Raw genomic sequence first — 24,239 nt, 5'->3', positions numbered from 1 at the left:
ATGTTTATCTTTTTCACACAGTTCTTAGGGCGTGTTCACTTCCGCGAACAATGTATCTTCTCCTTTCTATTCGTCGCCTCACAGGGCGACATTAAATAAATTCTCCGATGATTTTTTCTAAATAAACTTAGTTAGACATTTTAACAGCTACATAGTTTAAGGATAAACTTTTCAAAATCTTCGGGCGTCGTGGAATCAATGACTTTATTACCTGTTCTTAAAGTAACGGCAAATAAATGAGAATATGTCACTTTTTGATGTAAAAACTTCTTAGTCAAATCCCAATAATGAACTGAAGTTTCTTTCTTTGGTACTACCTCACTAAATGTCACATAACCAAAAGCAACATCCTTGTTTAGTCTTCTAACCTCATTAATAGCTTTTGCTATACTGTCAGTATTTTTTTCAGGATCATATAACCCATTAACTTTACATTCTATTATAGCTTTAACATCTTCATTTTTATAAGCAAAATTATCAGAATTAGCATCATCCTTTAAAATCAACAAATCATACTCAAATTTACTACCTGCCACAAAAGCATTAATCTCAGAAACTTTAAAAGGTAGAGAATTTTTCTTCAAAACATTACTTACTTCATCTTTTAATAATTCATTAGCAACTTTTCCTTTATATTTTGAGTAGCCTTTAAACTGCTCAGATTTTCCTTCGAAAATATTTTGAAATTTAACAAATAAATTACTCATTACTTATTCCCCCTTTTCTTCCCTTTAAAAGCTTCCATCATCTCGATAAACTCGTCAAATAGGTAGCTTGCGTCGTGTGGACCAGGGGCTGCGTCTGGGTGGTATTGAACAGAGAAAGCAGGTTGGTATCTGTGACGTACACCTTCAACTGACTTATCATTGATTTCTTCGTGGGTAATGATTAAATGTTCTGGCAAATCCTCACGACTGACTGCATAACCATGATTCTGGCTGGTGAAGTCTACGCGTCCTGTTGCAATTTCACGTACCGCATGGTTGAATCCACGGTGTCCAAATTTCATCTTATAGGTCTTAGCACCATTTGCCATTGCAAAGAGTTGATGCCCCATACAAATACCAAAGATTGGAATTTTTCCTTGCACACCACGAATCATGTCAAGTGCTTGTGGAACATCTTCTGGGTTACCTGGACCGTTTGACAACATAACTCCGTCAGGATTGAGATGGAGAATTTCTTCTGCCGTTGTTGAATAAGGAACAACCGTCACGTTACAGTTGCGCTTCGAAAGTTCACGTAAGATTGAGTGCTTGAGACCAAAGTCCACTAGCACCACACTCAAACCAACTCCTGGAGCTGGATATGAAGTTTTAGTAGAAACTTGCTTGATATTATCCGTCGGCAAGACTGTCGCTTGGAGTTGGTCAGTCACATGGTCCATGCTGTCCCCAACATGGGTCAAGGTTGCACGCATAGTACCATGCTTACGGATAATCTTGGTAAGGGCACGCGTATCAATTCCTGAAATACCTGGAATTTTCTTAGCTTTCAAGAATTCATCCAAGGTCATTTGGTTACGCCAGTTGCTTGCTCTACGTGCCTCTTCGAAAACAACGACTCCCTTACAAGTTGGAATAATGGATTCGTAATCATCACGGTTAATTCCATAGTTTCCAACCAAAGGATAAGTAAAGGTCAAGATTTGTCCATTATAAGACTGGTCTGTAATGGATTCTTGGTAGCCAGTCATACCTGTATTAAAGACAATTTCACCTGTTACATCGATATCTGCTCCGAAGGCCTTGCCTTCAAAAACTGTGCCATCTTCTAATACTAGAAGTCTTTTTGTCATATTTTCACCTCTCGTGGACGCTCACTGGCGTCTTTTAACGTCTTGTGTTTTAGTTGGCGTTTCTACTCGCCAGTACGGATTCTAAGATTGCCATTCGAACAAAGACACCATTGGTCATTTGTTGGACAATCCGTGATTTTGGTGCTTCAACCAAGTGGTCTGCGATTTCTACATCACGATTGACTGGAGCTGGGTGCATAAGGATTGCTGTTTCTTTCAAACGGTCATAACGTTCTTGAGTCAAGCCGTGTTGGGCATGGTAGTCTTCTTTTGAAAAGACAGCTCCACTATCATGGCGTTCATGTTGCACACGGAGAAACATCATGACATCCACCTGATCAATGATTTCATCAATAGTTACAAACTGTCCATAGTCTGCAAACTCTTGACTTCTCCATTCCTCAGGTCCAGCAAAGTAAAGTTCAGCTCCCAAGCGTTTCAAAATCTGCATATTGGATTTAGCAACGCGTGAGTGGTCCAAGTCACCTGCAATCGCAACCTTAAGACCCTCAAAGTGACCAAATTCCTCATAAATAGTCATCAAATCAAGCAAGCTCTGGCTAGGGTGTTGGCCCGACCCATCTCCACCATTGATGATGGAAGTCGTAATCGTTGGACTTGCAATTAACTCTCTGTAGTAGTCAACCTCAGGGTGGCGAATCACACAGACATCCACTCCTAAAGCAGACAGAGTCAAAATGGTATCATAAAGTGTCTCACCCTTATTGACTGAACTAGTCTTCACATCAAAGTCAAGTCGCTCCAATCCCAGTTTAATCTCTGCCACTTCAAAGGACTTATGCGTCCGTGTAGAATCCTCAAAGAAAAGATTGGAAACAATCGGATGGTCTTCATAAGGAAGCTGAGCTCCGTTTTTAAACTCAATTCCTCGCTTGATCAATTTCATCACTTGATCGACAGTGAGGTCTTCCATGGACACCACATGGTTCAATGCTTGTTGATTTTCTGACATGGCTACTCCTTTAGCTTTCTAAGCTTCTTCAGTAATCAGAACTCTGTCTTGGCCATCAAGTTCTGCCATCTCTACGATGATTTCTTCAGAACGACTGGTTGGGATATTCTTTCCAACGTAATCTGGACGGATTGGCAATTCTCTATGTCCACGATCGACTAGAACAGCTAAACTCACGCGCGCAGGACGGCCATGACCGACAATATTATCAATAGCAGCACGTATGGTACGACCTGTATAGAGCACATCATCCACCAAGATAACTTCGCGGTCTGTCACATCGACAGAAACCAAAGAAGTATCTTCTCCACTTTTAACATCATCACGGAAAGGTTTGGTATCCAATTCTACAACAGGAACTGAAAGATTTTCTAACTGCTCCAAACGTTCCTGGATACGGTGGGCAATAAAGACACCACGAGTTTTAATACCAGCCAAGACAATCTTATTCAAATCTTTGTTGCGTTCGATAATCTCATAAGTAATACGCGTAATCGCTCGTTTGACAGTCAATTCGTCTACAACTTCTTTTGTCTTCATGACAAACCTCCAAAAAGAAAAGTCTCCTTAAACAAGGAGACTTGAAATGTATAGCCAAGCGAGCCCTACTGCAAACAGTATAGACTTCACCCTTCTACTTTATCGCGCTCCTTGCCTGCCTCACGGGACAGGTTTAAAGGAATATTTAGTTATCAAATACTATAGCACAAAGCATGCTTAAAATCAAGCAAAAACTTTTAAAACCCCATCTTATAAATTGCTTATAAATTGCTAAAATCATATAATTGTGGGTACTGGTCACACTCTGGATTTTTAGGATGGCAGATAGCCCGTCCGAAATAAATCATGGCCTGATGAGCTGCTAACCACTGCTCCGGTGGCAAGATATCCATGACTCTCTTTTCCACCTCAAGTGGTGTCGCTGATTTTTTGACGATATCGTGGTGTTTGCAAATACGCTCCACATGAGTATCCACTGCAAAAGCTGGAATTCCAAAACCCACACTCATGACAACATTGGCTGTCTTGCGACCAACACCTGCCAAACTCTCCAATTCCTCACGTGTTTGAGGAACTTGGCCATCAAAATCATCTAGTAACTGTTGGGCACATTTTTTAAGGAATTTAGCCTTATTCCGATACAGTCCCAGGCGAGAAATGTGTGAAGCAATTTCACTTTCTGTTGCAACAGACATGGATTGTGGCGTTGGAAAGGCAGCAAAGAGACCTGGTGTGGCCTTATTTACCGCTGCATCCGTCGTCTGCGCTGACAACATGACCGCAACCAAAAGTTCAAAATGATTGGTAAAATCAAGACTAGGCTTGGCATCTGGAAAAAGAGCAATGATTTCTTCTAGCACCTTTCGTGCGCGTTTTTTTGACAAGACCATTATTCGTCTCCGTCAAATAGTCCTTGTAAGCCAGCAAAAGGACTGTTTTCTTCTTTCTTAACTGCTTGTTGAGCTTGGTATTCTTCCTCTGTCATGATTTGCCAGTCATTTCCTGAAACAAATCCTTGACCAGCCTCTTCTTCAGCCGTCAAAACCTTGATAGGAATGTTTAGTAGGATATTGTCTGATACGCTCTCAGCAAGGTCAAGTTCTCCATTTTCGATAGGCAAGACCAAATCATCGTCTAAAACTTCCTGATCTAGTTGGTTGGTTGCGCCTTCCATGAAAACTTCTGTGACTGGATAAGATTCAGCTAACTCAACTGGCTCCATACTGCGACTTGAAGCAAGAACAATGGTGTAAGATAACTGATAATCTAAGAAATACATACGATCTTCGTATTGTACTTTCCCAACTGCAAGAATATCTTTCACATCTAAAATTTCTTGATTGCGTGCACGCAGGTCTGCGGCTAGATCTAACGTTTGTTCAAAATGCAAGCCTTCAGACTGCTTGCGAATCTCTTGAATATTTAATTTCATACTTCCTCCATAAAGATTTACTCTCTTGATTATACCATGAAAAGGCTACAAATCAGCCCACCAAACTTTGTAATTAAAAATCGATTTTTTAACATATTTACTATGACATCTTTGTTTTTTAGTGCTATACTATAGGCAATAATACATCAGAGCAAGGAGGATGCTCATATGGAAGACAAAGAACTCATTACTAATGCAACCCAACTCCTATCCGAGTTAAATAAAAGTTTCCAAAGCTGCAAACAGGGTACGGCAGATGATATTCGACTGCAAGAGCTGCTAAATTCTACTCTGCAAGAGCTCAAAAAAGCGGAAAAGTTGAACAATAGTATCTTAATCTACCTTGAGAAATTTTATCAACGTACCAGTCTTCTGATAGGTCTCGGTAGCCTAAAACTAAACGAGCAAGCACGCATTGCTTGGCGAAACTACGACAAATTCCATTACGAGCATGTCAAACAGGTACTAACTCTTTATGGACCTGTTTTTGGATTCTAGAGATTAGAATTATCAGTTTTCTGTTGACAAAATATCCTGAAAGGTATAGGATAGAGGTACTAATACTCGGAGGTAAGGGAGACATGAACAACTAAGTCTATCGAATAAAGAACTTTATTTAGTAGATCTTGTTTTTGTCTCTTTTTGTGTGCTCTTTTTGTACTAGATTTTCTAGTACTTTATCATCTATGAAAATCAAAAAACTAGAAAGCTATGCTCCTCTTGGGTTGGGTTAGGCAACTCCAAGCTAGTTTGACGAGTTTTTCAACGAAGATAATAGAGTTTTGACAGTGACTTTGGGCTCTACTAGATAAAGTAGAGCTTTTTGTTATGCACTATCGACATTCTAGAAAGGGCAACAATATGATAAAAATCAATCATCTAACTATCACTCAAAACAAAGATCTACGAGATCTTGTATCTGACTTAAGCATGACCATACAAGACGGGGAAAAGGTAGCTATTATTGGAGAAGAAGGAAATGGCAAATCAACCTTGCTTAAAACTTTAATGAGGGAAGCTTTGCCTGATTTCACTATTAGGGGAGAAATTCAATCTGATTATCAATCAATAGCCTACATTCCTCAAAAACTCCCCGAGGACCTGAAAAAGAAAACTTTACACGACTACTTCTTTTTAGATACTATTGATTTAGATTACAGTGTCCTCTATCGTTTAGCTGAGGAATTGCATTTTGATAGCGATCGTTTTGCTAGCGACCAAGAAATTGGCAGTCTATCAGGGGGCGAAGCTTTGAAAGTTCAACTCATCCATGAGTTAGCCAAACCTTTTGAGATTCTATTTTTAGATGAACCTTCAAATGACTTAGACCTTGAGACGGTTGATTGGCTAAAAGGTCAGATTTGCAAGATTAGACAAACTGTTATTTTCATTTCCCATGATGAAGACTTTCTTTCTGAAACGGCAGACACTATTGTCCACTTGCGACTGGTCAAGCACCGTAAAGAAGCGGAAACGCTAGTAGAGCATTTAGACTATGATCGCTATAGTGAGCAGAGAAAGGCTAATTTTGCCAGACAAAGCCAGCAAGCTGCTAACGACCAAAGAGCCTACGATAAAACTATGGAAAAACATCGACGAGTCAAGCAAAATGTAGAAACTGCGCTTCGAGCTACTAAAGATAGTACTGCCGGTCGCCTATTGGCTAAAAAGATGAAAACTGTCCTCTCACAAGAAAAACGCTACGAAAGGGCAGCTCAGTCCATGACCCAAAAGCCGCTTGAAGAGGAACAAATCCAACTTTTCTTTTCAGACATCCAACCATTACCGGCATCTAAAGTCTTAATCCAACTGGAAAAAGAAAATTTGTCCATTGGCGACCGAGTTCTGGTGCAAGAACTACAATTAACTATCCGTGGCCAAGAAAAAATCGGTATTATCGGCCCAAATGGTGTTGGAAAATCAACTCTGTTAGCAAAGTTACAGCAACTTCTTAATGATAAAAGAGAGATTTCGCTTGGTTTTATGCCACAAGATTACCATAAAAAACTGCAATTGGATTTATCCCCAATCGTCTACCTCAGCAAAACTGGGGAAAAAGAGGAACTGCAGAAAATCCAATCTCACTTAGCAAGTCTCAATTTCAGTTATCCAGAAATGCAACATCAAATTCGCTCCTTATCTGGCGGGCAACAGGGAAAACTCCTGCTTTTGGATTTAGTCCTGCGCAAACCAAACTTTCTCCTGCTGGATGAACCCACACGAAACTTTTCTCCAACTTCTCAACCTGAAATCAGAAAACTCTTTGCAACCTATCCAGGCGGTCTCATCACTGTTTCGCATGACAGGCGTTTCTTAAAAGAGGTCTGTTCGACTATCTATCGCTTGACAGAACACGGTTTGGAGATAGTTAATTTAGACGATTTATAAATTTGCAACATAGCAGATAGGTGGGGCAAAAACACAATTTTAGGAGAAGAGAAAGTAAATCTTCCCATAATAAAACGCATAATATCAAGTTTTTGCACACCTGATATTATGCGTTTTTAAGATTTTAAAGACTTTTTCCCAGCCTTCATTTTACATATGTTTTAAACGTTCAATCCGTTCTGAGATAGGTGGGTGGGTATAAAAGAGTTTTTGGAACCCTCCCCCTTTCTTGGGATCATTGATATAAAGTGCACTGCTGGCATCATCTACAGGACGACTCATCGGTTTACTATTATCCAACTTACGTAGAGCATTGATCATTCCTTGAGGATTGCGAGTCAACTCGACGCTGGAAGCATCAGCTAGGAATTCCCTCTGACGAGAAATGGCTAGTTGCACCAAGGTTGCGGCGAGAGGTGCCAGCACAATAGCTAGTAGGGAAACCACTAGCATAATGATTTCAAGACCATTTCCATCTCTATCATCGTCACTTCGTCTGCGACCTGCTCCACCCCACCACATCATACGACCTGCCATACTAGAAAGCATGGTGATAGCACTAGCAAGGGCAACAGCAATAGTCGAAATGCGGATATCGTAATTACGAATATGACTGACTTCATGTCCCATAACAGCTTCTAGTTCTTCACGATTCATGATAGATAGGAGACCTGACGTCGCAGCAACCGCCGCATTTTGAGGATTAGAACCTGTCGCAAAGGCATTTAAAGAAGAATCCTCAATGATGAAAACACGGGGCATAGGAATCTGAGCGACCATAGCCATATCTTCCACTACATGGTAGAGGTCTGGTGCCGTTTGCTCATTAACTTCACGCGCGCCATTCATGGACATGACAATCTCTGTTGATTGAAAAATCATAGACATGGCATAGATAAAGCCGATAATCAGCGCGATAACCAAACCACCAAATCCAGACCGCATAAAGAGGTAACCAACCGCATAGCCAACCAGAGCTAAGAGTAAGAAAAATACCAGCAACAAAATCCAGGTTCTTCGTTTATTGCTTGCAATTTGATCAAACAACATCTTAGTCACCTAAACCGCTAAAATCAACTTTAGGAACCGCCTTTTCCTCTTCTGGTGTTTGAAGGAAATCTGCTGCTTTAAATCCAAACATTCCAGCGATAATATTGCTTGGGAAAGTTTCTAATTTTACGTTGTAGTTGCTGACAACACTGTTGTAGAGTTGACGAGAGTAAGAAATTTTATTTTCTGTATTTGTCAACTCCTCTTGCAATTTAACAAAGTTTGCACTAGCTTTCAAATCTGGATAGCTTTCTGCAACTGCAAAAATACCTGAAACTTGACGAGTGAGGGCATCACTAGCTTTCATAGCTTCTGCTGGTGAAGTCGCTGCAGCAACTTGATTGCGAAGTTCTGCCACCTTTTCAAGGGTAGAACCTTCATATTTAGCATAACCTTTTACAGTCTCAATCAAGTTTGGCAAGAGATCATTTCGACGTTTCAACTGAACATCAATCTGACTCCAAGCCTCCTTTGTTTGCATACGATTCTTAACCAAACCGTTATAGCTAACAATCACAAAAATCACAATAAGAGCTAAAACTCCAAGAATAATCCAAGTCATTATATAAGTCCTTTCTGCTTTTAGATTAGTACCAGTATATCAAATTTTTAATGATTGTGGTAAAATAAGATGATACTAAAGAAGGAAAAAACTATGAAACCAGAAACATTTTACAACTTGCTTGCCGAGCAAAATCTTTCACTTTCTGACCAGCAAAAAAAACAATTTGAACGTTATTTTGAACTCTTGGTCGAGTGGAATGAAAAAATCAATCTAACAGCTATTACAGACAAGGATGAAATTTATCTCAAACATTTTTACGATTCGATTGCACCCATTCTTCAAGGTTTGATTCCCAATGAAACTATCAAACTGCTTGATATTGGAGCTGGGGCGGGATTTCCTAGTCTACCAATGAAAATTCTCTATCCTCAGCTTGATGTGACTATTATTGATTCTCTAAATAAGCGTATCAACTTCCTCCAACTGTTGGCTCAAGAACTAGATTTGGACGGTGTTCATTTCTACCACGGTCGTGCAGAAGATTTTGCCCAAGACAAGAACTTCCGTGCTCAATATGATTTTGTAACAGCTCGTGCGGTTGCCCGCATGCAGGTTTTATCTGAATTGACAATTCCTTACCTTAAAGTTGGCGGAAAACTATTGGCACTCAAGGCCAGCAATGCGCCTGAGGAATTATTAGAAGCTAAGAATGCCCTCAACCTCCTTTTTAGTAAAGTCGAAGACAATCTCAGCTACGCCCTACCAAATGGAGATCCACGTTACATCACAGTGGTAGAAAAGAAAAAAGAAACACCAAATAAATATCCAAGAAAGGCTGGCATGCCCAACAAACGCCCACTTTAAATTTTTTAGTAAAAAATGTTTACAAAGTTCGGAATTTCTGCTATACTATCACAAGCAAAGGTTTTTAATGTCATCCCGTGAGGTGACGAAGACGCAGAAATATTTAAAACTCTTTAAAGTCTAGATTTTAGAGAAGTCTTACTCTGAGGGCCTATTGCTGTAAAATAATGGGCTCTTTTTTGATGCCCAAAAGTGAGGTTTATATGAAACAAGAATCAACTGTTGATTTGTTACTAGACGTTGACCAACGTCCTTCAGCTGGAAAAGGAATTCTCCTTAGTTTCCAACACGTTTTCGCCATGTTTGGAGCGACCATCTTGGTACCCTTGATTTTGGGAATGCCTGTATCTGTTGCCCTTTTTGCTTCAGGTGTAGGAACACTCATCTATATGATTTCAACTGGTTTTAAAGTTCCCGTTTATCTAGGTTCCTCATTTGCCTTTATCACAGCTATGTCCCTAGCTATGAAAGAAATGGGTGGTGATGTATCTGCTGCTCAAACAGGGGTTATCTTGACTGGTTTAGTCTATGTCCTTGTGGCTGCAAGTGTTCGTTTTGCGGGTACAAAATGGATTGATAAACTCTTGCCACCAATCATCATCGGACCTATGATCATCGTTATCGGTCTTGGACTTGCAGGTTCAGCTGTTACTAACGCTGGTCTTGTAGCTGATGGAAATTGGAAAAATGCTCTTGTAGCCGTTGTTACTTTCTTGATTGCTGCCTTTATCAATACAAAAGGAAAAGGCTTCCTACGAATCATTCCATTCCTCTTTGCCATTATCGGTGGTTACCTCTTCGCACTAACTCTTGGTTTGGTTGACTTTACACCAGTCCTTAAAGCTAACTGGTTTGAAATTCCTGGTTTCTACTTGCCATTTAGCACAGGTGGTGCCTTTAAAGAATACAATCTTTACTTTGGCCCAGAAACCATCGCTATCTTGCCAATCGCTATCGTAACAATTTCTGAACATATCGGAGACCATACTGTTTTAGGTCAAATCTGTGGCCGTCAATTCTTGAAAGAACCAGGTCTTCACCGTACTCTTCTTGGTGACGGTATCGCAACTTCTGTTTCTGCCTTCCTTGGTGGACCAGCCAATACAACTTACGGAGAAAATACAGGGGTTATCGGTATGACTCGTATCGCTTCTGTCTCAGTTATCCGTAACGCTGCCTTCATCGCGATTGCCCTTAGCTTCCTTGGTAAATTCACTGCCTTGATTTCAACCATTCCAAATGCTGTACTTGGTGGTATGTCAATCCTTCTCTATGGAGTTATCGCCAGCAACGGTTTGAAAGTCTTGATCAAAGAACGTGTTGATTTCGCTCAAATGCGTAACCTAATCATCGCAAGTGCTATGTTGGTCCTTGGACTTGGAGGAGCTATCCTTAAACTCGGTCCAGTTACACTTTCAGGTACTGCCCTATCAGCCATGACAGGAATCATCTTGAACTTGATCTTGCCATACGAAAATAAAGACTAAACATCTTGACACAAAAAGTCCTCTCAGACAACTGAGTGGACTTTTCTAATTTTTAAGTCCCCCAAGCAACCAATAGATAGATCAGGCTAGAACCAAACATATCTGCTAAAGCATGCATGAGAAAGAATGGAAGGAGATTTTTAATTTTATATTTGTATAAGAAATAATAGAATAAGCCATAAACTACACCGATTACCAAAGCCCATACTAATCCTTGATAGGTGTGGAAGGAAATACGAATACTAGTAGAATAAAGCAAAACCAACCACTTATGTTTTTCCTTCACTGAAGTCAACAAACCTAGAAAGAAAAACTCTTCATAAAATCCATTAAGCAAGGCATAGGCAATCGCTATCGGGCTGAGAGCTAAAAACTTCCCTATTATTTGCGTGAAATCTATATAGGCAAAAAGGTCTGGATTAAAGTAATTATATTTACCAGTGAGAGTTGTAACCAAGTCTCCAAACAGTCCCACTAAAGCAAATATAAATGGAACCCAAAAGATAATGGACCAATTCCAGCAAATAGGAAGCTGTTTAAAATCATAGTTTCGAATCAAAAGATAGAGTAAGGTCACAGTCAGTAATATAGCTTGCAGGGTAAAATTACTAAAATAAGCAGCACCTTCGCTTGCAGCCTGTCTAACTGTCCCTACTGTACTTGATACACCCGTTGGAAACGTATTTGCTAAAAATAGCTCGGTTGAACGAATTATAAACTGACCAAACATTATGATCGTAATAATCACAATATCAAACCATCTCAAGTATTTTAGAGGTTTAGATGGATGTATTTTTTTAAAAATATTCATATTTTCTCCAGGTATTCTATACTCATATAAATATTTTAAGAAAAAAGGCTTAAACTTTTATAAAATTTCATTAATTCACTTAGATTTAAAGACTTTTACTACCAAAAATAACCCCTCTTTAAGAGTGGTTATCATCTACTTTCATTTGTTGTTTATTTCTCTAACAATAAATCTTTCAAAGAAATCAGAGTTACTGCAATTAAAATCATTGCCATACCAAGAAAATCAAAGGGATAAAATTGTTCATTCATGATTAGGAAGGCAAAGAATACCGCCGAGATTGGCTCAATTGAAGCCAACAAGCTTGACTTGACAGGTCCTATCAGACTGGTTCCTTTAAGGAAAGCTGTATAGGCAAAGACAGTCCCGATAAGAATAATGCCCGCAAAAGCGAGGAGAAAATCAATACTAGTTGGGATAACAGTCTGTAGAACTCCTGTTAAAGGAAGAGCGACCAAACCTGATATGACCATTCCCACACCAATGACCAAACTGCTCCCCCACTTCTTAATCAAGGCTATGGGCAAAATGATATAAAGTGCGTAAGTCAGAGCAGAAAAGAGACCCCAGAACAGACCGGCAGGTGTCATGGATAACTGGTCCAACTGCCCATGAGTGGCGATCAGGAAGGTCCCTCCAATGGCTAATATGATTGAAATAATCTCTCCCAGTGTCGGCGCCACCTTATCCTTGATACAGCTATAAATTAAAATTCCGACAGGACAAACATACTGAAGCACTGTCGCGGTACCTGCATTGGTCTCCTGAATAGCAGTTAGATAGGCAAATTGATTGAGGAAGAGACCAATTAGAGCAAAAATAAGAAGAGACAGCAAACTCTTTCTATCCTTTAAAAAGGCCAGCATTTTATCCTTTGCAGTAGCATAAGCCAAGACCATGAGAATCCCACCGGCGATTAAAAGTCGTAAGTTAGTCAAGACCAGAGCCGAAATTCCGTGTGTCATCAGGTATTGGCCACTCGTTCCTGACAACCCCCAAGCAATACCAGCCACAACTGTTAATAGAGTCCCTTTTAAACTGTTTGACATGTCTCTCCTTACTCTTCTTTGCGAATCAAATCCATCACCTGATTGCGGTCTAAAATCCATTGAGCCCTCTCATCCTTTTCATAGGTACGATTGGATAGGAAAATAGCCGCTTCTTGCTTCTGACGATTCCACATGATAAAGGTACCTGTATAGCCCGTATGGTCTAGCCAATCTCCTTCCAAATTCCATGCCAAAGAACGTTCCTTGTCATCCAAAGGAGAAAAATTTTGACTTAAATCTCTTGCAAAATCATCTGCTAAATAGTGTTCTAAAAAGACTTGTAAATCCTTTACAGTAGAAAATAAACCAGCACTACCTGCATGTCTACCCAGGAGGCGAGCCTTGGGATCATGTACCATACCTGCCTCTACACCTCTAACCGTTGGAACAGCAAGCTCAACAGGCCCAAATTGGGTTTCCGTCATTCTCCAAGGATTAAAAACTTGCTCCTGTAAAATCACATCCAAGTCTTGATTAAAGATTCTTTCCAAAACAAAGCCCAACAGTAAAAAATGAACATCCGAATAAAGAAAGGCTGGCTGACTTCGTCTGTTGAGATGAAACATCGCTTCCTTTAATTCTGAGGCTGTTAAAAGATCACGATTGGGAATAAAAGGATCAAGGTCTGTAGCATGAGTTAAGAGCTGACGAATAGTAATATCTGGATAATCACTCTCAGGTAAAAAATCGGTTACTGGTCTGTCAATATCTAATTGACCTCTTTCCCACAAAAAAGTAAAAACTGTGCCAACGCCAACAACCTTGCTGACACTGGCTAGATCATAAACTAGTCCTACCTGAGTCTGCAAGCCATGCTCTGGGTCACTCTGACCTAAATAGAACTCCGTCCATTGATTGCCCTTAAAATACGCAAAAGAGGCCCCGGGATAGATCCCTGCCTCGATTTGTTCTTCTATTTTTTTAATAATCTTGGTCCACTTCATACTTCTTCAAACCACAATTCAACATTATTTCTATCTTTACCAAGGAAGAATTTTTCAGACTTAGGAATAAAATATTCGGTAGACTCAAACTTCTTGCGAAGACTTGCTATATCTAGTTCATTGACCAAGAACTTGAGCATCGATAAGTCCCAAGTAGCCGTATTGTCCACAGTCAAATCTTGACCCTGAGCTGGGATAAAATCAAGGGATGCCCCAATTTCAGATAGTTCCAAGAAACTATCTACATCCGTTGGGAGGTGTAATTCCATAGAAATTTCAAATTTACTTAAAGAAATTGACTCCAAATCTGTTTGAAATTCTGGCTTTTCTCCTACTTCTACTAGACTTGCTCTGTCATCTTCCGCATGAATCAAAATCAAATCATCTTCGGGTGAAAAAATTTCAAAAGCGTAGCCATTTTGACCTTTATACAATCGATGAATCGAATTAGTTTTAGATAAGAGTTCTTCGATTTCCAAGGGATTTTCCACCTTGACAATCAATCTAGCTAGTTTCTTTCTTCCCTCTACCTTACGAGTGCGCATACTTGGAGCTTCTTCTAAAATCAGCTTTTCTAGACCTGTTTGGTCGCCTAGTGACAGAAAGGCCGATTCTTCTAACAAGGCCTTCATGCCAAGAGTTTCAATATAAAATGTTTCATTTAATTTTCTATTATTAACTTTTAAAGTAGGAATAATCCGTACAATCTGATTTACATTCATAAATTCCTCCAACTCTTTTATTTTAAAGGATTTTAGAATTTTTTACAAGAAATTATGCTCAGATTTACCTTTTTTTCGTAAAATTTCATCTAAAAAACCGAGGATTTCCTCGGTTTCAATTTCTTATAGGTAAAGGAATTTGAAGATAGCTACTGCCGCAATTGCTGCTGCGATCGGTGCTACTACTGGTACCCAAGAATACCACCATTTTGAATCACCTTTGTGCTCACCAAGAACTGATTTTGGAAGGAAAGCATGAAGGAGACGTGGCCCCAAGTCACGGGCTGGGTTCAAGGCAGGTCCTGTAGGTCCACCAAGTGATGTTACCAAGGCCATAACAAGGAATCCAAGTGCCAAGTGAGCAATTCCAAGACCAGAAGCTGTATGAGGTGCTACTTGGGCTTTGATTGCTAAATCAGAAAAGTCAACATTTTGACCTGCTTGACTAGCCATTTGTTTCATGTATTGAAGCACTTCAGAACCAAAGAAGTTTTTAGTCATACCAAGGGCTGCGAAGAAAAGAACAAATGAACCGATAAACTCGTTTACAAAACCATTAACGGTTGCTGCGAAATGTGATTCTTTTGTACCATTATCCAAACTTGAAATGGTTGAGAAAGTACCCAAGATGTTGTTTGGATTTTCAGTTTTCAAGTAATATGGGCGGTGTGTTGCCACAACCAATGCTTGACCAAAGATAGCACCCAAAACTTGTGAGATGATATAAGGCGCTACTTGTGCCCAAGGGAAGAGACCGCTGATCGCAAGTCCAAGAGTGAAGGCTGGGTTGATGTGGTTACCTGATACATTACCAAACATCAAAGCTGGGATCATAACCCCCATACCATAACCAACAGCGATAACGATCCAGCCACTTTGGTGACCTTTCGTACCTTTAAGTTCAACGTTGGCAACTGCACCATTTCCAAGAATAATCAAAATAGCAGTTCCCAAAAATTCAGTGGCATATTTAATAGCCCATGTAAAATCCATTTGATAGATTCTCCTTAATATTTTTTAGACAATCCCTATTCTATCAATTTTTATTTCTTTTATCAACAGGTTTTCTAAAAGAATATATGAGAAAGCGGTTTTATTTCTTATAAAAAGCAAAAGGATTAAGAAGGTCATTCTCCTTAATCCGAGAGTTCTTATTCTTGACGTTGTCCGAAATCTGCAATCATCTGCTCCATTTCTTGTCGACTCGGAGTTGTCAGCATATAAAGGTAATCCCCTTGAAGTTCCGCAAAGGCCGCTGGCATGATTTTTTTAACCTTGAACTGCTGGCTGTATTTAGCAAGCAAGTCCTCCTCAGAATAGGCATAATGAGCATTTGCACGACGTGATGTAGCCAAACAATACAGAGGTTCAAAGTCTGACGCTGGGAACTCTTCTCCTGCGACAATAGCTGCATAGCCACGGTAGAGGTCCAAGGAATGGGCAAAGTTATAAACATCAATGGTAAAACCACCTGCAGGACGGTTATTGTACTCAATGGCAATATAATCATCCCCCTCACGGAAGAACTCGATATGGAAGAAACGTTCTTTCATACCAAATTCTTTGACAATCGCTTCCCCATACCTGCGAAGTTTAGGATCCATATCCTTGAGAACGTAATAAGAATTGTCCATCTTGTAAATCATGAGATCAAGCGGTGTATAGGCGTAGTCGAAGGTCGTTGAAAAGACAATCTTACCATCCTTGTCTACGAGCCCGTCAAAGGTACAGATTTCGCTGGAAGTGACAAATTTTTCAAAGAAATAAACGGTTGAATGGTCCCATTCTTGCTTGAAGTGATTGATATCGTCTTCTGTTTCAAGCTTAAAGGTCGCGGCTGCTCCCACTCCATTATCAGGTTTTGCAATCATTGGAAGGCCGATTTCTCTCACAGCTTGATCAACATCTTCTTCCGTCTTGATAACAGCTCCAGGTACCACAGGGACACCTGCTTTTTTGAAAAGTTTCTTCATTTCAGACTTAAATTTAGTCTTTTTAAGGTCTTCTGGTTTGGCACCAAAAACATTGAATTGTTCTCTGAGTGCTGCGTCTAGCTCAAGCCAATATTCATTGTGAGACTCGATGCGGTCAATTGGGCCATGTTTATAAAAGAGAAAAGCAACTGCACGTTTGACTTCGTCTATGTTCTCAAGATTATCAACGCGGAAATACTCAGTCAGGCTATTGCGCAAGGGATCATCCAGTTGCTCGTAGGGCTCTTGACCAATTCCCAAGACGGTAATACCTTTATTGGCTAGTTCAATAGTAAACTGTTGAAAGTTTTGTGGATAATAGGGAGAAATAACAAGATAATTCATAGGTAGCTCCTTTTATAGATACAGGTGTCCAAGAAAATAGGGCATTTGTTTGCGCCACCATTCCCAGTCGTGGGCGACATCGTGTCCCCATTCAGCAAACCAGGCTGGAATTTGTTTCTGGTCAAAGGCTTCTTTGAGCTTGTAGAAAGACGGTAGTCCGTCATGTTCCCAGGCACCAAGCCCCGTACACAGCACAATCTCTGCCTGACGGTAACGATCAATAAACCAGCCGTCATTCTGATTCCAGATATAATCTACTGGCGAGTTTTGGTAAATAGCATCGTCATTGTAGTAATCGCCGACAAAGAAACGTGCATCGTAAACACCACTAAGAGCAATTACTTTGGTAAAGACATCTGGATGCTGGAGGAAGAAATTGACAGCATGGTAGGCGCCCATCGAGCAACCTGTCGTCATCATGCCATCAAACCAACCTGTCTTATGCTTGATAAAAGGAATAGCCTCTTCAATCACATAGCGTTCATAGGCACGATGCATTTCCGCTTGGTCGTGCCCATTTTTCCAAGTGGCCAACCAGCTCTCACTGTCAACACTGGATAGGGTAAAGAACTGGACACGGCCTTCCTCGATAAAAGAAGCACAGGCCCCAATCATGCCAAAATCATAGTATTCGTTGTGACTACCACCTGATGAAGCAAAGACCACAACTGGAATCCCAGCATGTCCATAACGATTAAGGTACATTTCACGGTTAAGATTGCCACTCCAGTGGCTAAGGTTTTCAATATGCATTGGCTTTCTCCTTTCCTAACTTACCATTTCTCTGCAAAAAATCTCAGACAGTCTGGTAAATTCTCCGACCAAGGGATTTCACTATGGATGGCACCAGACTGAACTTTCAGGACAAGATTATCCAGATGAACTCCCCCTGCTATCAAATCATGGTAATAGCGAAGCGACGAGTCAATATAGGCTTGCTTGATATTACCAGCCATCAGGGTCTTGTCCGTATCATCTGCTTCTTCTGTTCCAACATAGATAAAGATACGCTGGTCAGGCGATAGTTTCTGGCGCTCGATGTAGCGATTAAAGGCTTCTTGGTGGAGCCAGTTAGCAGATGAAAAGACCCCTAGACATCCAATTTGGTCTTGGTATTCCAAACCGATAAACTGGGTAATATTGCCGCCTAGTGAGGAGCCAATCATAGCCGTATGCTGGCGGTCAGCTTTGGTACGGTAGGTCTCATCGATAAAAGGTTTGACCACCTCCATGACAAACTCAGAATATTCCACACCCTTACCGCCAAACTGCTGCCCCGGAATAGGAGATTCTTGGAACTTCCAAGCCGCATACTCATTCATCCGCCCCATACCATCATTGTCAATGGCAACGACAATCATGCGACTGATATCAGGATTACGCTTAATAGCTGGGATAATCTTCCATGAATGGCCAATGAAAGACTCCTTGCTATAAAAAACATTTTGCCCGTCATGAAAGTAAACAACAGGATAGGAACGATCCGTGTCTTTCTCATAATCTTTAGGCAGAAGAACACGCACACGGCGCTCCTTACCTGTATAAGGAACCTTGAGTTTGTGTTCTTTCATTTTTAAATAAAAGTAGGATTGATTCATTGTCAGAAAACTCTCTATATTCAAAATTTTATTTCATTATATCACATTTATAGAAAAAAAGTTAGTTTTGCTTCCATTTTTGGAATTAAAAACTAACTTTTTCATCTATTTTTCTAAATTCTTCTGGATTTTCTGATTAGAGGAGATTGTCAATCAAGTCATCCACTTCATCTTTTTCAGCCTGCGGTGTAATCTCAGTAATCATGATTCCATCCACAGCTCGCTCAACTAAACCTTCAACATCCATACGTGCTTCATACTGCTCTGCATTCTTAATCTTAGGATTAGTCTTTGGGCGATCTGGTGCAAAAATGGTACAGCAGTCTTCAAACGGTTGGATTGAAATGTCAAAGGTATCGATTTCCTGGGCGATGTCAATGATTTCCAACTTGTCCATGGTTACAACTGGGCGGATGATGGGAGTGTTGGTAACGGCATTGATAGCCTGCATGCTTTCAAGGGTTTGACTGGCTACTTGACCTAGACTCTCCCCATTGATGATAACTAAACCATTTCGTACTTCACGAATACGGTCAGTAATCCGCATCATAAAACGACGCGTCAAGGTCATGAGATAGGCTTCTGGCGCTTTGGCTTTGATTTCCTCTTGAATCTCTGTGAAAGGCACCTCGATAAACTGGATATTGCCACCGAACTTGGTCAATTTTCGAGTCAAATCTTGGGCTTTTTTTAGGGCACCAGGACTGGTGTAAGGTGGGCTGGCAAAATGAACAGCTTCAATATCCACTCCACGCTTAAGAGCAAGATAACCTGCTACAGGTGAGTCAATCCCTCCTGACAACATGAGCATCCCTTTACCTGAAGTTCCAACTGGCAAACCACCAGCCCCACGAATGGTTTCATAAGAAAGATAGGCTGCTTCTTCACGGATCTCCACCTGAAGATTGATGTCAGGACTTTTCATTTGAGCTTGCACATTTGGAATGGCTTCGAAAACAGCTCCTCCAAGTGTTTGATTGAGTTCACGACTATCCAACTCAAAGTTGTGGTCGCTACGCTTGCTAGAAATTTTAAAGGTCATGCCATCCTTGTAGATGTCCTGCATAATCTCTTGGACAGAAGACTTCAGAACTTCTACAGATTTTTCAACCTTATAAACAGGGGAAAAGTTTTGAATTCCAAAAACTTGTTTGAGCGATTCTGCTACTGCTGTGTAATCTGCTCCATTGAGGTAAGCGTGGGCACGGTCGCGATCTGCTGTTACCTTAACTTGGGGATAGATAGACAAAACGTCTGAAATATTATTGCGAAGTTTATTGATGAAACGCATACGATTTTTACCCTTGGTTGACAACTCTCCGTAGCGAATCATAATTTCTGAATATTGCATGAATGCTCCTATCTTACTTTTCTAGTTTGATTGTAAATCAATTTTAACTTGGTCAAAAACTGCTCGACCTGACTCATATCATTTTCAAGGTCTAGGCTAAGACGCACAGCTGACTGGGCCTTATCTTTATCCACTCCCATGGCAATCAGGGTTCCTGCAGGTTTCCCGGCCTTGGATGAACAAGCAGAGGTCGTTGAGATGAAAATATCATAGTCTTCAAAGGCGTGAACAATGACTTCACCACGAACACCCTTGATTCCAAAAGTCAGAATATGAGGTGCGAATTCTTCCTCATCTGAGAAGATAAAAATATCTGGGTAGTCCAGAAGGGCTTGGCGAATCACTGCCTTCATCTGTCCTATCTTACTCGTAAAGAAATCTAGCTTTTCCATGGACAAACGGAGAGCCTTGGCTGTCGCTGCAATCCCTGCCACATTTTCAGTTGTCGAGCGATAATCACGTTCCTGACCACCACCTGTTAAAAGAGGCGTAATCTTCTTGCCATACTTGATATAGACAAAACCAACACCACGAACTCCGTGGAACTTGTGACCAGAGAAAGTCGCAAAATCCACTCGTTCTGTCAGGTACTTTTCAGTCGGAATTTTGGCAAGTGCCTGAACTGCATCAACGTGGAAGGAAATAGTTGGTTTGTCTGCTAACAGTTCTGAAATAGCCTCAATGGGCTGAACAGAGCCAATTTCGTTGTTAACTGCCATGATGGAAACGAGGGTCGTATCAGGTCTTATCAAATCTGCTAGCGCCTCAACATCCACAAATCCTTTCTCATCAACTGGAGCAAAATCCACTTCAAATCCTTGACTTTTCAACCAGAGAGCTGACTCTTTGACTGCTGGATGTTCAATGGCTGATACGATGATGTGCTTGCCAAATTGAGCTTTTTCAAAGGCCACACCCTTGATGACCCAGTTATCTCCTTCTGTCCCACCAGAAGTAAAGAAGATTTCATCGCTTTTCTTACCAATTAAATCTGCAATCTGTTGGCGAGAAGCATCTAAGATTCGTGTTGCCTGGTCCCCTAAACGATGAAGACTAGATGGATTTCCTAAAATTTTTGAAGCCACCTGCATATAAGTTTCAAGGGCTTCAGGATAAGGCTTGGTCGTCGCCGAATTATCAAAGTAAATCATGTTTTCTCACGCTTTCTAAAATCACTTCTTCTATTGTATCATGAAACGGAGCTTGCGACAAGAAAGGGCAATTCCTCTTTTTTTAAGATTTTTTTAAAGAAATGCGGTATAATAAACTTTAATTAAAGGAGAGAATGTATGTCTAATTATCGTAGAACTTCAAAACCAAAAACAGAACACATCAAAAAAGGCTTCACGGTCTTTCAAAAAACCGTTGCTACTATCGGTAGTATTCTTGGCTTGATTACCGCAAGTATCACTATCATGAACGCCTTGGATAATAACAAAAATACTAAAAAAGAACCTACGACAAGCCAGACGACAACAATTGTCAAAGAAATTCAAAAGGAATCCCCTCAGGAAAACACTAGTCCCAATAAGGAAAATAACACTTCTCAAGAAAAAACACAACAAGAGGAAACGCCAAAATCTAGCGTCAAGGAAGAGAAAAAAGAAGAGCAGAAAACAGCAACTCAGGACTCTACTACTCCTGCTCCAAGTAAACCCACTACTGAAAATGAAAAACAGTCCAATACTCCAAATTCAGAAAATAATACCAATCAATAGCCAGTAAAATAGCTTCCCTCCAAACTTGGAAAGAAGCTATTTTTTATTGTTGCAATACTTTTCTTGGTTTGGTACCTTCAGCTGGACCGATGACACCTGCCATTTCGAGTTCTTCCATAAGGCGGGTCGCACGGTTAAATCCAACTGATAAACGACGCTGAATCATTGACGCACTAGCTTTCTGGGTCTCAATGACCAAAGCTTTGGCTTCTTCAAAGAGCGGATCTCCACCAGTTTCACCATCTGGAAATTCACCTTCATTTTCAGAAACCTCACCTGGATCAAAACTCTCATCGTAGTCTGCATTCGCCTGAGCCTTGATAAAGTTTACGATGCGTTCAACATCATCATCCGAGATAAAGGATCCTTGGAGACGAACTGGATGATTTTCATCGATTGGTTTAAAGAGCATATCTCCACGTCCAAGCAGTTTTTCTGCTCCATTTTCATCCAAGATAGTACGGGAGTCAGTCCCTGATGATACCGCAAAAGCCACTCGAGATGGGACATTGGCCTTAATCAGACCAGAAATTACGTCAACGGATGGACGCTGGGTTGCAAGAATCATGTGGATGCCGGCAGCACGTGCCTTCTGTCCAAGACGAATGATGGCATCTTCCACTTCCTTGCTGGCAACCATCATGAGGTCAGCCAACTCATCCACAATCACGACAATGAACGGTAGCGGAACCTGCTTGTACTCAGACTGGGCATTAAACTCTTCTACCTTGGCATTAAAACCTGCAATATTCCGAACTCCCACCTTGGCAAAGAGTTCATAACGATTTTCCATTTCATCCACGACCTTTTGCAAAGCCTTGCTGGCCTTACGTGGATTGGTCACGACTGGAATCAAGAGGTGGGGAATATCATTGTAAACAGACAACTCAACCATCTTAGGGTCCACCATCATAAACTTGACCTGGTCTGGTCTCGCCTTCATGAGAATGCTAGCAATAATGCCATTAACAGCTACTGACTTCCCTGATCCCGTTGAACCTGCGACGAGCAAGTGGGGCATTTTAGAAAGGTCAAAAGCTCTTGCGGTTCCATTAACAGCCTTCCCTAAAGGAATTTCCAAGAGATTTTCTGCTTTCGTTTGAGATTGTTCCCATAGTTCGCGGAAGGACACAGTAGCAACCTCAGAGTTGGGTACTTCAATTCCCACTAAAGATTTCCCTGGGATAGGTGCTTCAATCCGGACATCCTTGGCTGCCAAGGCTAGAGCGAGATCATCTGCTAGATTGGAAATGCGGTTGACCCTTACACCGACAGCTGGCTTAACTTCATACTTGGTCACTGATGGCCCAATCTCGGCCCGTTCAACTGTTACCTTAATACCAAAACTAGCAAAGGTTTCTTCCAGGATTTTGATGTTTTCACGAACGATTTTCTTTTCTTTAGACTGGTCCTTTGGTTTATCTGGGGCAAAGAGTTGTAAACTTGGAAGTTTGTATTCAAGGGCTTCCTTGGCTGAAAAATCGACCTGAACATCTTCTTCATCAGAGCCATCTTCCTGTTCAGGGAATTCAAGTTCAGCTTGAGGTAGGATGATTTCTGGTTCTACCCACTCTTCTTCCGGAACAGGTGGAACATCAACCACAACATCTTCTGTCAGAATTTCACCCGTTTCCATATCAACAGGAGGCATATCAAGTAAGGCTTTTTCAGCCTCTTCTTTTTCTAATCTAGCCTCTTGCTCAGCCTTTTGACGAGCTTTTTCTTCTTGTTTGACAAAGCGTTCCTCTTTTCGACGCTCATGCCCTTCCCGCCATTTGGCAAAGCCTCTACTGCAAAATTCAGCAATATCGTAAACAGACCAAGGACTGACTAGGAGAGCACCCACTAAAATCAAGATAGAACCAATAAAGTAAGTACCGATATTTGAGAAGAGAAAGGCAGTTGGAATATAAAGACCAACACCAATCAAACCTCCTCCAGCAAAACTGGTCGTTCGAAAACCAGTCAAATCCGTCACAACCTGCGCCATGGTTCCTTTTAGGACCGACTTGTCCAAACCATATTTCCAAACTAAATAGGCCTCAAAAATCAAGAGTAAACCTGCAAATATGGTGAAAAAGCCAGATAAGAGTCCTTCCTGTTTTCGGATCCACTTGAAAAGGAAGAGATAGATTAATAGGCCGAATATTGCCAGATAAGCTAGGCTACCCACCAGCAAGCGAATTAAATTGTAAAGGGTGATACCTGCAGCCCCTAATTTGAAGGCTGCGAAAATCAATAAAAGGGCAATTCCCAACGAAATCAACATTCGTTGAATCGCTTCTTTTCTTTCGAGTTCTGCTTTAGACGGTCTCCGTCTTGTTTTACTTGTATTCTTGTTTGCCATTCTTCTATTATACCATATTTCACAGGCATTTCGGAAAAGGTCAATATTCTCCTTGGATAGTTCAGTATTAAGAGATTCAAATAAAATTTTCTTATCCATAGTTTCCCTCTCTAAGCAATTTCAGAACATCTTTTTAATAGCCTTTATGATTCAACTGACTGTTCATCAAAAAAAGAAGATATGCAAAATTTTGAAATTTTGATATAATAGAACTATCAAAAAGTAAAGGAATGATTGGTATGAACGCAATCACAGCTCACAGCTCACAGCTCACAGCTCACAGCTCACAGCTCACAGCTCACAGCTCACAGCTCACAGCTCACAGCTCACAGCTCACAGCTCACAGCTCACAGCTCACAGCTCACAGCTCACAGCTCACAGCT

24 protein-coding genes are annotated in these 24,239 nt (G+C 40.8%); 5 read left to right on the top strand and 19 right to left on the bottom strand.

Features of this window, described 5'->3' with window-relative positions:
* Positions 1-140: 140 nt before the first annotated feature.
* The 6 genes from PAN06_RS01685 to PAN06_RS01660 form a co-directional block, all read right to left on the bottom strand.
* Positions 141-707: a hypothetical protein gene (locus PAN06_RS01685; protein ID WP_049487662.1), complete on the bottom strand. Its 567-nt coding sequence runs from the start codon at positions 705-707 to the stop codon at positions 141-143.
* Entirely contained in the window at positions 707-1,798 is a 1,092-nt protein-coding gene (locus tag PAN06_RS01680) for a carbamoyl phosphate synthase small subunit (RefSeq protein ID WP_049487659.1), read from the bottom strand. The genes PAN06_RS01685 and PAN06_RS01680 overlap by 1 nt, the downstream gene beginning before the upstream one ends.
* A 49-nt stretch (positions 1,799-1,847) precedes the next feature.
* Positions 1,848-2,771, bottom strand: coding sequence for an aspartate carbamoyltransferase catalytic subunit (locus tag PAN06_RS01675; RefSeq protein ID WP_004260121.1), 924 nt, complete (start codon positions 2,769-2,771; stop codon positions 1,848-1,850).
* An 18-nt stretch (positions 2,772-2,789) separates the two neighbouring features.
* Entirely contained in the window at positions 2,790-3,311 is a 522-nt protein-coding gene (pyrR, locus tag PAN06_RS01670; RefSeq protein WP_000850023.1) for a bifunctional pyr operon transcriptional regulator/uracil phosphoribosyltransferase PyrR, read from the bottom strand.
* Positions 3,312-3,532: 221 nt separating this feature from the next.
* Entirely contained in the window at positions 3,533-4,162 is a 630-nt protein-coding gene (gene nth, locus PAN06_RS01665) for an endonuclease III (protein ID WP_049552110.1), read from the bottom strand.
* Positions 4,162-4,704, bottom strand: a complete 543-nt coding sequence (locus PAN06_RS01660) for a DUF177 domain-containing protein (RefSeq protein ID WP_000773209.1) — start codon at positions 4,702-4,704, stop codon at positions 4,162-4,164. The genes nth and PAN06_RS01660 overlap by 1 nt, the downstream gene beginning before the upstream one ends.
* A gap of 168 nt (positions 4,705-4,872) precedes the next feature.
* Here PAN06_RS01660 and PAN06_RS01655 point away from each other — a divergent pair, with 168 nt between their 5' ends.
* Together PAN06_RS01655 and PAN06_RS01650 are read left to right on the top strand one after the other, a co-directional pair.
* Positions 4,873-5,202 (top strand): hypothetical protein, encoded by a 330-nt coding sequence (locus PAN06_RS01655; protein ID WP_049552111.1) that lies wholly within the window; start codon positions 4,873-4,875, stop codon positions 5,200-5,202.
* A 330-nt stretch (positions 5,203-5,532) separates the two neighbouring features.
* Positions 5,533-7,092 carry an ATP-binding cassette domain-containing protein gene (locus PAN06_RS01650; protein WP_269795411.1) on the top strand — a complete coding sequence of 520 codons (1,560 nt, stop codon included), beginning with the start codon at positions 5,533-5,535 and terminating at the stop codon, positions 7,090-7,092.
* A gap of 150 nt (positions 7,093-7,242) precedes the next feature.
* Here the strand turns inward: PAN06_RS01650 and htpX are convergent, their stop codons facing one another.
* Together htpX and PAN06_RS01640 are read right to left on the bottom strand one after the other, a co-directional pair.
* Positions 7,243-8,142: a zinc metalloprotease HtpX gene (gene htpX / locus PAN06_RS01645; protein WP_269795410.1), complete on the bottom strand. Its 900-nt coding sequence runs from the start codon at positions 8,140-8,142 to the stop codon at positions 7,243-7,245.
* Position 8,143: 1 nt separating this feature from the next.
* A complete protein-coding gene (locus PAN06_RS01640) occupies positions 8,144-8,704 on the bottom strand; it encodes a LemA family protein (protein WP_000219833.1) in 561 nt (186 codons plus the stop codon).
* Positions 8,705-8,797: 93 nt separating this feature from the next.
* On the opposite strand from PAN06_RS01640, the gene rsmG reads away from it, so the two are divergent.
* Positions 8,798-9,511, top strand: coding sequence for a 16S rRNA (guanine(527)-N(7))-methyltransferase RsmG (gene rsmG / locus PAN06_RS01635; RefSeq protein ID WP_269795409.1), 714 nt, complete (start codon positions 8,798-8,800; stop codon positions 9,509-9,511).
* A gap of 203 nt (positions 9,512-9,714) precedes the next feature.
* Positions 9,715-10,998, top strand: a complete 1,284-nt coding sequence (locus PAN06_RS01630) for a solute carrier family 23 protein (protein WP_031237775.1) — start codon at positions 9,715-9,717, stop codon at positions 10,996-10,998.
* Between the two features lie 52 nt (positions 10,999-11,050).
* Here PAN06_RS01630 and PAN06_RS01625 read toward each other — a convergent pair whose 3' ends face one another.
* The 10 genes from PAN06_RS01625 to PAN06_RS01580 form a co-directional block, all read right to left on the bottom strand.
* Positions 11,051-11,809 carry a CPBP family intramembrane glutamic endopeptidase gene (locus tag PAN06_RS01625; protein WP_269795408.1) on the bottom strand — a complete coding sequence of 253 codons (759 nt, stop codon included), beginning with the start codon at positions 11,807-11,809 and terminating at the stop codon, positions 11,051-11,053.
* Positions 11,810-11,961: 152 nt separating this feature from the next.
* Complete coding sequence (locus tag PAN06_RS01620) at positions 11,962-12,858, bottom strand: DMT family transporter (RefSeq protein WP_269795407.1); 897 nt, start codon at positions 12,856-12,858, stop codon at positions 11,962-11,964.
* 8 nt (positions 12,859-12,866) lie between these two features.
* Entirely contained in the window at positions 12,867-13,802 is a 936-nt protein-coding gene (locus tag PAN06_RS01615; RefSeq protein ID WP_269795406.1) for a serine hydrolase domain-containing protein, read from the bottom strand.
* Positions 13,799-14,524 carry a CppA N-terminal domain-containing protein gene (locus tag PAN06_RS01610; RefSeq protein WP_269795405.1) on the bottom strand — a complete coding sequence of 242 codons (726 nt, stop codon included), beginning with the start codon at positions 14,522-14,524 and terminating at the stop codon, positions 13,799-13,801. Before PAN06_RS01610 ends, PAN06_RS01615 begins: the two co-directional genes overlap by 4 nt.
* Positions 14,525-14,647: 123 nt before the next feature.
* Positions 14,648-15,517, bottom strand: coding sequence for an aquaglyceroporin Gla (gene gla, locus PAN06_RS01605; RefSeq protein ID WP_269795404.1), 870 nt, complete (start codon positions 15,515-15,517; stop codon positions 14,648-14,650).
* A gap of 158 nt (positions 15,518-15,675) precedes the next feature.
* On the bottom strand, positions 15,676-16,842 hold the full coding sequence (locus PAN06_RS01600; RefSeq protein WP_269795403.1) for an ATP-grasp domain-containing protein: 1,167 nt from the start codon (positions 16,840-16,842) through the stop codon (positions 15,676-15,678).
* Between the two features lie 12 nt (positions 16,843-16,854).
* Positions 16,855-17,595: an esterase family protein gene (locus PAN06_RS01595; protein WP_261058454.1), complete on the bottom strand. Its 741-nt coding sequence runs from the start codon at positions 17,593-17,595 to the stop codon at positions 16,855-16,857.
* Between the two features lie 20 nt (positions 17,596-17,615).
* A complete protein-coding gene (locus PAN06_RS01590) occupies positions 17,616-18,440 on the bottom strand; it encodes an alpha/beta hydrolase (protein ID WP_125456689.1) in 825 nt (274 codons plus the stop codon).
* Between the two features lie 136 nt (positions 18,441-18,576).
* A complete protein-coding gene (gene thiI / locus PAN06_RS01585; protein ID WP_269795402.1) occupies positions 18,577-19,791 on the bottom strand; it encodes a tRNA uracil 4-sulfurtransferase ThiI in 1,215 nt (404 codons plus the stop codon).
* Positions 19,792-19,799: 8 nt separating this feature from the next.
* The gene (locus PAN06_RS01580; protein ID WP_084863141.1) at positions 19,800-20,942 is read right to left on the bottom strand and encodes a cysteine desulfurase family protein; all 1,143 of its coding nucleotides are present in this window, start codon (positions 20,940-20,942) and stop codon (positions 19,800-19,802) included.
* Between the two features lie 138 nt (positions 20,943-21,080).
* Between PAN06_RS01580 and PAN06_RS01575 the strand changes: the two genes are divergently transcribed.
* On the top strand, positions 21,081-21,509 hold the full coding sequence (locus tag PAN06_RS01575; RefSeq protein WP_269795401.1) for a DUF6556 family protein: 429 nt from the start codon (positions 21,081-21,083) through the stop codon (positions 21,507-21,509).
* A 43-nt stretch (positions 21,510-21,552) separates the two neighbouring features.
* On the opposite strand, the gene PAN06_RS01570 is transcribed toward PAN06_RS01575, so the two are convergent.
* Positions 21,553-23,856, bottom strand: a complete 2,304-nt coding sequence (locus PAN06_RS01570) for a DNA translocase FtsK (RefSeq protein WP_346732036.1) — start codon at positions 23,854-23,856, stop codon at positions 21,553-21,555.
* Positions 23,857-24,239 lie beyond the last annotated feature (383 nt).

The sequence above is a fragment of the Streptococcus sp. SM3 genome (assembly GCF_027497875.1).
The sequence above is the reverse complement of the archived record's forward strand: the minus strand, read 5'-3'. Positions and strand labels throughout refer to the sequence as shown.

What these genes read in the sequence shown, in the direction of transcription:
- PAN06_RS01620 (WP_269795407.1), bottom strand. Translation starts at nt 12,858, where the DNA reads ATGTCAAACAGTTTAAAAGGGACTCTATTAACAGTTGTGGCTGGTATT.
- htpX (WP_269795410.1), bottom strand. Translation starts at nt 8,142, where the DNA reads ATGTTGTTTGATCAAATTGCAAGCAATAAACGAAGAACCTGGATTTTG.
- PAN06_RS01650 (WP_269795411.1), top strand. Translation starts at nt 5,533, where the DNA reads ATGCACTATCGACATTCTAGAAAGGGCAACAATATGATAAAAATCAAT.
- PAN06_RS01660 (WP_000773209.1), bottom strand. Translation starts at nt 4,704, where the DNA reads ATGAAATTAAATATTCAAGAGATTCGCAAGCAGTCTGAAGGCTTGCAT.
- PAN06_RS01675 (WP_004260121.1), bottom strand. Translation starts at nt 2,771, where the DNA reads ATGTCAGAAAATCAACAAGCATTGAACCATGTGGTGTCCATGGAAGAC.
- rsmG (WP_269795409.1), top strand. Translation starts at nt 8,798, where the DNA reads ATGAAACCAGAAACATTTTACAACTTGCTTGCCGAGCAAAATCTTTCA.
- PAN06_RS01570 (WP_346732036.1), bottom strand. Translation starts at nt 23,856, where the DNA reads ATGGCAAACAAGAATACAAGTAAAACAAGACGGAGACCGTCTAAAGCA.
- PAN06_RS01600 (WP_269795403.1), bottom strand. Translation starts at nt 16,842, where the DNA reads ATGAATTATCTTGTTATTTCTCCCTATTATCCACAAAACTTTCAACAG.
- PAN06_RS01680 (WP_049487659.1), bottom strand. Translation starts at nt 1,798, where the DNA reads ATGACAAAAAGACTTCTAGTATTAGAAGATGGCACAGTTTTTGAAGGC.
- PAN06_RS01625 (WP_269795408.1), bottom strand. Translation starts at nt 11,809, where the DNA reads ATGAATATTTTTAAAAAAATACATCCATCTAAACCTCTAAAATACTTG.
- PAN06_RS01590 (WP_125456689.1), bottom strand. Translation starts at nt 18,440, where the DNA reads ATGAATCAATCCTACTTTTATTTAAAAATGAAAGAACACAAACTCAAG.
- thiI (WP_269795402.1), bottom strand. Translation starts at nt 19,791, where the DNA reads ATGCAATATTCAGAAATTATGATTCGCTACGGAGAGTTGTCAACCAAG.
- PAN06_RS01595 (WP_261058454.1), bottom strand. Translation starts at nt 17,595, where the DNA reads ATGCATATTGAAAACCTTAGCCACTGGAGTGGCAATCTTAACCGTGAA.
- gla (WP_269795404.1), bottom strand. Translation starts at nt 15,517, where the DNA reads ATGGATTTTACATGGGCTATTAAATATGCCACTGAATTTTTGGGAACT.
- PAN06_RS01685 (WP_049487662.1), bottom strand. Translation starts at nt 707, where the DNA reads ATGAGTAATTTATTTGTTAAATTTCAAAATATTTTCGAAGGAAAATCT.
- PAN06_RS01580 (WP_084863141.1), bottom strand. Translation starts at nt 20,942, where the DNA reads ATGATTTACTTTGATAATTCGGCGACGACCAAGCCTTATCCTGAAGCC.
- pyrR (WP_000850023.1), bottom strand. Translation starts at nt 3,311, where the DNA reads ATGAAGACAAAAGAAGTTGTAGACGAATTGACTGTCAAACGAGCGATT.
- nth (WP_049552110.1), bottom strand. Translation starts at nt 4,162, where the DNA reads ATGGTCTTGTCAAAAAAACGCGCACGAAAGGTGCTAGAAGAAATCATT.
- PAN06_RS01575 (WP_269795401.1), top strand. Translation starts at nt 21,081, where the DNA reads ATGTCTAATTATCGTAGAACTTCAAAACCAAAAACAGAACACATCAAA.
- PAN06_RS01615 (WP_269795406.1), bottom strand. Translation starts at nt 13,802, where the DNA reads ATGAAGTGGACCAAGATTATTAAAAAAATAGAAGAACAAATCGAGGCA.
- PAN06_RS01640 (WP_000219833.1), bottom strand. Translation starts at nt 8,704, where the DNA reads ATGACTTGGATTATTCTTGGAGTTTTAGCTCTTATTGTGATTTTTGTG.
- PAN06_RS01630 (WP_031237775.1), top strand. Translation starts at nt 9,715, where the DNA reads ATGAAACAAGAATCAACTGTTGATTTGTTACTAGACGTTGACCAACGT.
- PAN06_RS01610 (WP_269795405.1), bottom strand. Translation starts at nt 14,524, where the DNA reads ATGAATGTAAATCAGATTGTACGGATTATTCCTACTTTAAAAGTTAAT.
- PAN06_RS01655 (WP_049552111.1), top strand. Translation starts at nt 4,873, where the DNA reads ATGGAAGACAAAGAACTCATTACTAATGCAACCCAACTCCTATCCGAG.